The organism is Candidatus Obscuribacterales bacterium (assembly GCA_036703605.1).
Lineage (GTDB): Bacteria > Cyanobacteriota > Cyanobacteriia > RECH01 > RECH01 > RECH01.
Genome location: DATNRH010000619.1, coordinates 1 through 8,157, shown reverse-complemented (window position 1 = coordinate 8,157; position 8,157 = coordinate 1). Strand labels below are relative to the sequence as shown.

Annotated in this window: 4 protein-coding genes; 2 read left to right on the top strand and 2 right to left on the bottom strand. The window is 51.2% G+C overall.

Annotated features, from left to right (window positions below; genetic code table 11):
- The coding region (locus tag V6D20_13160) for an XDD3 family exosortase-dependent surface protein (protein HEY9816729.1) at positions 1-2,628 on the bottom strand (2,628 nt) is incomplete at its 3' end.
- Between the two features lie 777 nt (positions 2,629-3,405).
- Between V6D20_13160 and V6D20_13155 the strand changes: the two genes are divergently transcribed.
- Complete coding sequence (locus tag V6D20_13155; GenBank protein HEY9816728.1) at positions 3,406-4,068, top strand: precorrin-8X methylmutase; 663 nt, start codon at positions 3,406-3,408, stop codon at positions 4,066-4,068.
- A gap of 106 nt (positions 4,069-4,174) precedes the next feature.
- Positions 4,175-6,790, top strand: a complete 2,616-nt coding sequence (locus V6D20_13150) for a serine/threonine-protein kinase (GenBank protein ID HEY9816727.1) — start codon at positions 4,175-4,177, stop codon at positions 6,788-6,790.
- Between the two features lie 77 nt (positions 6,791-6,867).
- On the opposite strand, the gene V6D20_13145 is transcribed toward V6D20_13150, so the two are convergent.
- On the bottom strand, positions 6,868-8,157 hold a 1,290-nt coding region (locus V6D20_13145), incomplete at its 5' end, for an aminopeptidase P N-terminal domain-containing protein (protein ID HEY9816726.1).

Genomic DNA, 8,157 nt, shown 5'->3' with positions numbered 1-8,157 from the left:
GGGGATAAGAGGTGAAGGGTTACTGGCAGGAATACCGGTTACGTAGTGACTAAGATCAAAATCATGAACATCCTCGGCTTCCCATCCCTTAACCATGACACTGCCCACATTTTTGTAGGGGCGCTCATACTTTAGGTCAGTAATTGCGCCACTACCTCGGAAAAAGACCTTCATACTTGAAATATTCTGAGCATTGAGATCGACGGTTTGAACGCTGTTGTCACCCAGGGGAGGAATTTCGTACGTTCCAAGTTCGTTGCCGTCTGCATCGTAGGTAATAATTCTACTGCCAGGCTCTTCAATATCCATAATGCCAATAGATTTGAAGTCTACAGGATTGTCCCACTCAAAGACAAATGTTCCACCTGAGGCGGCATCATCGGGGTCACTGGAATCGCCGTCTCCTGATAGGATTAACACGTTGCTCAATGGGACAAGATTGGCTCCTGGGGTTCCTGCCTGTCCGCCATTGCCAATGCCAGGGCCGCCTACGCTAGAGTTTGCAGTTCCCAAGTCGATATCATCACCGGTGGGGTTTTCAGTATCAAAAATCATGGTTCCATGGGGATGGGGTCTCCCATCTCTAGTCAAGGCTGAGATAGTTAACCCTAGATCTTGATACTCTGTATTGACGATAGTTCCTGCGGGCAAAGGATTTCCCTGACTATCACGATCGAAATCAATATCAACGCTAACTTGTTCAGCGCGTCCAACAGCACGATATGTCCACACCTCACCCGGACTTAAAAGGCGATCGCCTCCTACATCACTCCTGCGATCAAATCTGAGAGTGAGATTCTCATCATCATCCGTGACCACAACATCATTAAATTGGAAGGGAGTGTTGCCGGTATTCGTGACGATGTATTCCCAGGTCACGCGATCGCCAGCTCTAATGACAGCAGCATCTTCGACTGTGTCTGCATCCACGCCATTGGTGTGTTTTTCGATATCAATGGAGGGACGCGCGGTAGTGTAGTGACTTGGATCTTCATCTCGAATGTTGATGCCTGGCCTGATCTCAACCGCACCTAAGTTTTTGTAATGCTGATCAAAACTTAGCCCCGTAATAGCACCGCTCCCACCAAACACAACTTTCATTTCGGAAGCTAGTTCCCCATTGAGTTGTATGGTTTGGAAACTGTTGTCTCCCAATCCTGGAACAACATAGCGATGCAGTAAGTTTCCATCCGCATCAAAGGTTTCAATATAGGTTTCTCCGTTGGGATCCCGAGCAGCTTCCTCAATATCTAAAAAGCCAATGTCATTAACGTAGACAGGTTCGTCCCACTTAAATGTGAATTCTCCGCCAAAGCGAGAATCATTAGGATCCTCGGACGTGCCCTCGGGTTCAGGTAAAATCAAAATATTGTTAAGAGCTGTATTATTCTCCCCAGGTTGTCCCTGTGCTCCGCCAGCTCCCGTACCATCCCCTCCAAAGTTTTGATGAGGAGTACTCAAATCTGGTTCGTCATCTCCAGTTGGATTAGCGCTATCAAAAATCATGGCCCGGTTAGTGAGAATCGTGCCAGCCGGGTCTCTTCTGTCTGGATAGGTCAAACTTTCAATGGTTAAGCCATAACCTCGGTACTCATTATCAATGATGGTGCCGGCACCGAGGGGATTTCCGTCAGCATCAGTCTCGAAATCAATGACAATGCGATGGTTTTGGGCTGCTTCACTAGCCCGATAGATCCAAACTTCCCCCGGATCTAGAATGCCGTCATTCCCTCTATCACTATTGCGATCTAAAACAGGTATTAGCCCTTGATCGTCTGTAACCTCAACATCCTGCTCTCGAAAGGCAATGTCGCCTGTGTTGGTTACCCGGTAAGTCCACTCAACGATATCTCCAGCACGTACGCCGACGGCATCTTCTAGATAATCTGCATCGACACCCTGAGTCCACTTTTCAATGTCAATATCAGGATTTGACGAAAGTCTTCCATTAATGGCGATGATGTCGTTGCCGCATTCTGGAGCAAGGTGAGCCGTAAAGTTTCCAGATGGCAGAGATGATCTATCAATACTAAAGCCATAGACGAATTGACCTGCTGCAAAGCCAGGAATGCTTCTGGCATCACGGAGGAGAGCATGATTGCTGGTTAAAAACTCAACACCTCCAACGCGATCGCCCCTGTTAATAACATTCTTGATATGTTCGTTGGGATCAAAATATCTGGGACGTAAGTCATCACCAAAGCTATGGCTGCCCTCCTCTGTGACGCGTTCAACATATCCTTTTAAGTTTCCAGTGGCTAGTCCATTCCGCTGAGCAACGCTTTTAACCGAGACATTTTGGAACACGCCGGTTTGTCGGACACCAGATTCATTGTCTTCGATAAATCGGATGCCGTAGAGATTGCCATTAGCCTGATTAATTGTGCTGTTGGGATTGAAGTTGAGGATCAAGTCTCCGAATTCGACCTTGCGATCGTGAGCATATTGACTGCCCTCACCTTCTGAATTAAAGTTTGTGCTAATAGCAAAGACAATTTGATCGCCTACTTCCCTGTAGGCAATGCTGTAAATTTCATACTTCGTACCACCAACGCGATCGCCATTAACGCTGTCATTTCCAGAGTCTTGAACGGAGTTCCATTGACCAAAAGCTGCTTGATTCACCATGATTTGCAATGTCCTGATTGTAAGTAACTAAATCGATACCTTAACGAATACAGTTCACGGCACAAGTTACCCAATTCACTTCAGATGAGTTCATTAGGCTAAATTTGATGGGTTTTGTGCAGTAAAGATTTGAGCAGTTAGGATACGTAGAGGTGTAATATCCATGTTCATCCTGAACTGCTTACGTAGGTTATTACGGACTTAAGGTCGGAAATTATGCAGGGGATGAACCTATATTTGAAAAAATATCCCTAAAAATACAGGAGCGATCGCTTTCAATCAGGCTCAAGCTAAGGATCCCCAAGTAGTTAACTCTGTATGATACTTGGACATAAAATGTTGGCGGGCCTCACTATATATACGAACTACCGATACGGGATATATAGTGAGGGCATCCAGTCTAACAGGCTAGACTGGTGTCGGCTTTGATGACGATTTTGGAGATCTGCAGGGGATGGAGAAGACCAGGCATGGATGACGGCCGCAGCGTGGGCGATCGCCCCTGAAATCTTGCATGATGGATCGATCGGCCTATGGAGCTCGATCATATATAGATCTTGCCCGCGGATTTTACAAGAGACAGGTGCACTTCGACTCTACTTAGAGTAGGGTTAGAGCATAGCTCATCATCATTGAGGAAGATGTTGCCCCAGTCCCCGTTGATCAAGCCTGCATCCTCCTCCCTATAAGGCAGTTTGCCGTTCGTGCATTGTGTTCTGAGTGCGGTCTAGGGTTGCCTAGCCTAGCCTCCTAAGCCACGATGAGACTCGTCTCTGAATGGTTCAATCCCTTTATGACATCCCCTGTTTTATGGAATGGCACATTACAGATGCTCAAAGCCTGAGAATTATTGATCAAGAGATTGGCGATCATCCCTTCTCTCCATCGGAATATGAGGTGGTGCGCCGTGTCATCTATGCCACGGCAGATTTTGACTATGCGTCGTTGATTCACTTCTCCCACCAAGCTTTACAGGCGGGGGCAGCAGCTTTGGCGGCCCGCAGCACCGTGATTGTGGATGTACCCATGGTGCAGGTTGGCATCATGCCCAATATTCAAGCAAGCTTTGCCAACCCCGTCTATTGCAGCATGGAAGCGATTACGCGGCCGCAGCGGGACAAAACTCAGGCTGCTTGGGGCATTGAGACCTTGGCGCGGCGATACCCAGAAGGCATTTTTGTGGTGGGTCAGGCTCAAACGGCTCTGTCTGCCATTGTGGGGCTGTTGGAAACGGGGGATATCAAGCCAGCCTTGGTGGTGGGCACGCCAGCAGGCTTTGTGGGATTGGAAGACATGAGCGATCGCCTCTCCCAAACCCAAATTCCTCACATTCTCATCCGTGGGCGCAAGGGAAGTTCGGTGGTGGCGGCGGCGATCGTCAATGGTTTGGCGGCGCTGGCTTGGCAGGCCTATGGCCACACATCCAATGGTGTTGGGTAACTAGTCCCCTAGTGGGCTGAGGCTTGCGTTAACCTAGAGTCGATGTCATGCAATCGGGTGCATCATGGTGATCACGAACAGCCCATGATTGAAACTATGCCGACCTATGCCGACCCAGCCAGCTCGTTCTGATGGAAGGGGCGATCGCCCAGCAGCGACGACCCATCGAGAAAGCACCATTCTCTCCGTATCTCAGTGGACACGCTGGGGGCGCTATGGGTTTGCGGGAGCGATCGCTGTCTTGGCTGCTGGCTTAACGGCGCTGGATGTGGGGCTGGTGCAGGCTCTGGAGCGGCAGGTTCAGTCCTTTTACTTTGAGCTACGCGGCCCCGTGCCGCCGCCGGATGATGTGGTGATTTTGGCCATTGATGAAGCCTCGTTGTCCCAGGCTGAATTTTACAACAGTGATCCCAAACGCTACGCTCACCTAGAGGTTTTGCAGAGTTGGCCCTGGCCGCGCACCGCCTATGCCATTGCTATTGAGAAAATTTTAGGCGCGGGAGGACAGGCTGTTGCGCTCGATATTCTGTTTTCGTCGCCGAGTAGTTACGGGGCTGAGGATGATCAGCGCTTTGCGGATGCGCTGACGAACCATGCCAGTCAGGTAGTGCTCGCGGCGCAGTATACCCAGACCGATAGTGCTCAGGGGATGGTTACCCAACTGACGATGCCGCTTCCAGCGCTGCGATCGCCCCAATCGGTTCTCGGTTCCATCAATTTTTATTTGGAACCCAACGGGCAAATTCATCGCTTTGGTGAACAGTTTTTAACCGAGCTGATCCGCAACTCGCCCCCAGCACAGCAAGCCGCCTATCGCCAACTGGGCAGCACCCTGCCTACCCTAGCCGCAGCTACGGCGCAGGCGTCCCAACAATCCTATGCGCCTCCTCAGGGCGATACGCTGTTCTTCTACGGGCCCGCGCAAACCTTTACCCACATTCCATTTTGGTATGTGCTGGATCCAGATACGTGGGATACCTATCTGCAGGGCGGCAATTACTTCAACGATAAGATTGTGATTGTGGGCTCCACGGCAGCAATTCATCAAGATTTTTATCCAACTCCGTTTAGTGAAAGCTGGTTCTATCGCCAAGCCATGCCGGGTGTGGAGATTCATGCCAATGCGATCGCGTCCCTGTTAGAAGGGCGGGCGTTGCGGTCGGTTATTCCCCAGGCACCGTTGCGGGGGATGGTGGTTTTGCTGGGGATCGTCGGCGCGGGCTTCCTGGTGATCCAACGGCGACAGCCGCTGTCGGGGTGGGGTGTTGCTATGGGGCTGGCGATCGCTTGGTGGATCACGGGCTATATGGTGTTTGTCCATGGGCAGTTGATTATACCAACGGCGGTTCCTGTGGGGGCGATCGCCTTAATTGGGGTTGGGCAACTGCTTTCGGGAACTGCCCAAGAACAGCTACGCAAGCAGCAACTGCGCAATACCCTCAAGCAATATTCTGCATCGCCGATTGTCCAGGAAATTATTAGTCAGCAGGATGATTTGCAAGACTTACTGCGAGAACGAGAGCGAGAGCTGGCTGGAAAAGTGCTGGGCAGCCGCTATCAAATTGTCAACGTTTTAGGATCGGGTGGCTTCAGTGAAACCTACACGGCGCGGGATATGCAACGCCCAGGGAATCCGATCTGTGTGGTCAAGCAGTTACAGGTGAAAACAGATAATCCTAAAACGATCCGTCTTGCCCGGCGCTTGTTTAGTACAGAGGCGGAGACCTTAGAAAAGCTAGGGCATCATGATCAAATTCCGCAACTGATGGCTTTCTTTGAGGAAGCTGGAGATTTTTATCTGATTCAAGAGTTTATTGCGGGGCGATCGCTGGCTGAGGAGTTTCGCCAGCGGCATAGTTTTCCCGAATTTTATGTGGTAGATATGATCAACGATCTGCTGCGCATTCTAGACTATGTGCATCAGCAGGGTGTTATCCATCGGGACTTGAAACCGTCTAATATTATCCGCCGTCAGTCGGATCAGCGATTGGTGCTCATTGATTTTGGGGTTGCCAAAAAAATATCCACCCAATTGGCAGAGAGCAGCAGTGATACTAAATTTACGGTTGCGGTGGGCACCCCCGGCTATATGCCCGGCGAACAATCGGCTGGTCGCCCCCACTTTAATAGTGACATCTATGCCCTAGGCGTCATTGCCATCGAAGCTCTGACAGGGCAAAATCCACGCATGCTGCACCATGATTCTAAAACAGGTACGATCCTTTGGAGACACCGCGTGCCAGGACTAACGCCAGCATTATCGACCATTGTTGATCGTATGGTGCATCATGATTTTACGCAGCGCTATAAAACCGCTCAAGAGGTACAGGCAGCGATCGCGCCTATGATTGCCGATGCGGAGGACATGGTCTTAGGAGAGGTTGAGGAGGACGATAACCCATTCTTACCAGCTTATTTGTCGCAGCGATCGCTTCAGCTATCACAACTTAAAACTGTGATAGCTGACTATGATCAAAATAACCTACTGGCATTTGATGGTGAAGGAACAACCATTATCCCCACAGATCAGACAGTGACCTTGGAGGATCAAACGGTGCCATTAGAAGATCAGACGGTCAGCTTTGAGGATAGCTCAGATAAGCAGATTTTACTTGAACAGGATTTAACATATCATACTGTGCCAGAACCATTAACGGAACACTATGATTCAACAGTGGAGCAGCAGGATACGCAAGTCGATGATGAAGATACCCATCTTTAGTTCCACCCACTTCGCTGACCAAGTGCTCCCTTCTGCCCCTTTGGCGTTCCTACAGAGTAAGATTCCGCCCCAGAGGACTAGCGCGTTAGGTCAGCGATCGCTTTCGGCACCCCAGACGTCAACACCTCATGCCCCGTTTCGGTGATCACGAGATCGTCTTCAATGCGAATGCCGATGCCGCGCCAGGGTTCGGGCACCTCCGGCTGTCCTTCGGCAAGCTGGATGGTGGGTGAAACATAGATGCCCGGCTCCACGGTGAATACATGTCCCGGTTCGAGCTGATGGGACGTTTCCCCATGTTGATAAATGCCCACATCATGGACATCGAGCCCTAGCCAATGTCCAGTACGGTGCATGTAAAACGGCTTATAGGTTTCTTCTGCAATTAAGGTATCGCGATCGCCCACCAGCAGACCCAGATCAAGCAAGCCGTCCACAATCACCCGCACGGCGGTTTCATGCATCGCCTGGTAGGGTTGACCGGGTTGGGCCAGGGCGATCGCCTGCATCTGTGCTTCTAGGACAATGTCGTAGAGCAGGCGCTGTTCATCGCTGAAGCGGCCGCCTACGGGAAAGGTGCGGGTGATGTCAGCGTTGTAGTAATCCACCGCGCAGCCAGCATCAATCAGCAGCAGGTCGCCATCCTGCATCTGGCGCGTGTTTTCGGTGTAGTGCAAAATGCAGGCGTTGTCTCCCGATGCCACGATGGAGGGATAGGCGGGGCCCATGGCTCCTGCCAGGCGGAAGCTATGCTCAATCTCTGCCTGCACCTGATACTCGTAGCATCCGCTGCGGGCATAGTCCATGGCCCGACAGTGGGCTGCGGCGGAAATGTCGGCAGCATGGCGCATCAGGTTTAGCTCTTGCGGACTTTTGATCTGCCGCATTCCGTGGACGATGGGCCCGGGATCTTCTAGGGCAATGGGCCCCTGACCCGTGCGAGGATAGCGCCGCAGGCAGTGCTGCCAGAGCTTCAACATTTTGGTATTGAAGTCCTGATCGCGTCCGAGATGATAGTAGATGCGATCCGCTTTCTCCACATACTGAGTCAGCTTGTCCGACAACTCGGTGATGGAATAGACCTCATCGGCCCCATAGCGCTCCTTAGCTGCTTCGACGCCGACGCGATAGCCCGTCCAGGTTTCCCGCTCCGGATCCTTAGGTTGTACAAACAGCACGTAGCGATGCTGATCGTGATGGGGCGCAAGGACGGCCACCGCCTCCGGTTCGTTGAAGCCGGTGAGATAGTAAAAGTCGCTATCTTGACGGAAGTTGTACTCCACATCGTTGTGCATGACGGCCATGGGCGCACTGCAGAAGATGGCGGTGCCCTGCCCGATTTTGTCCATCAGGCGATCGCGTCGTTG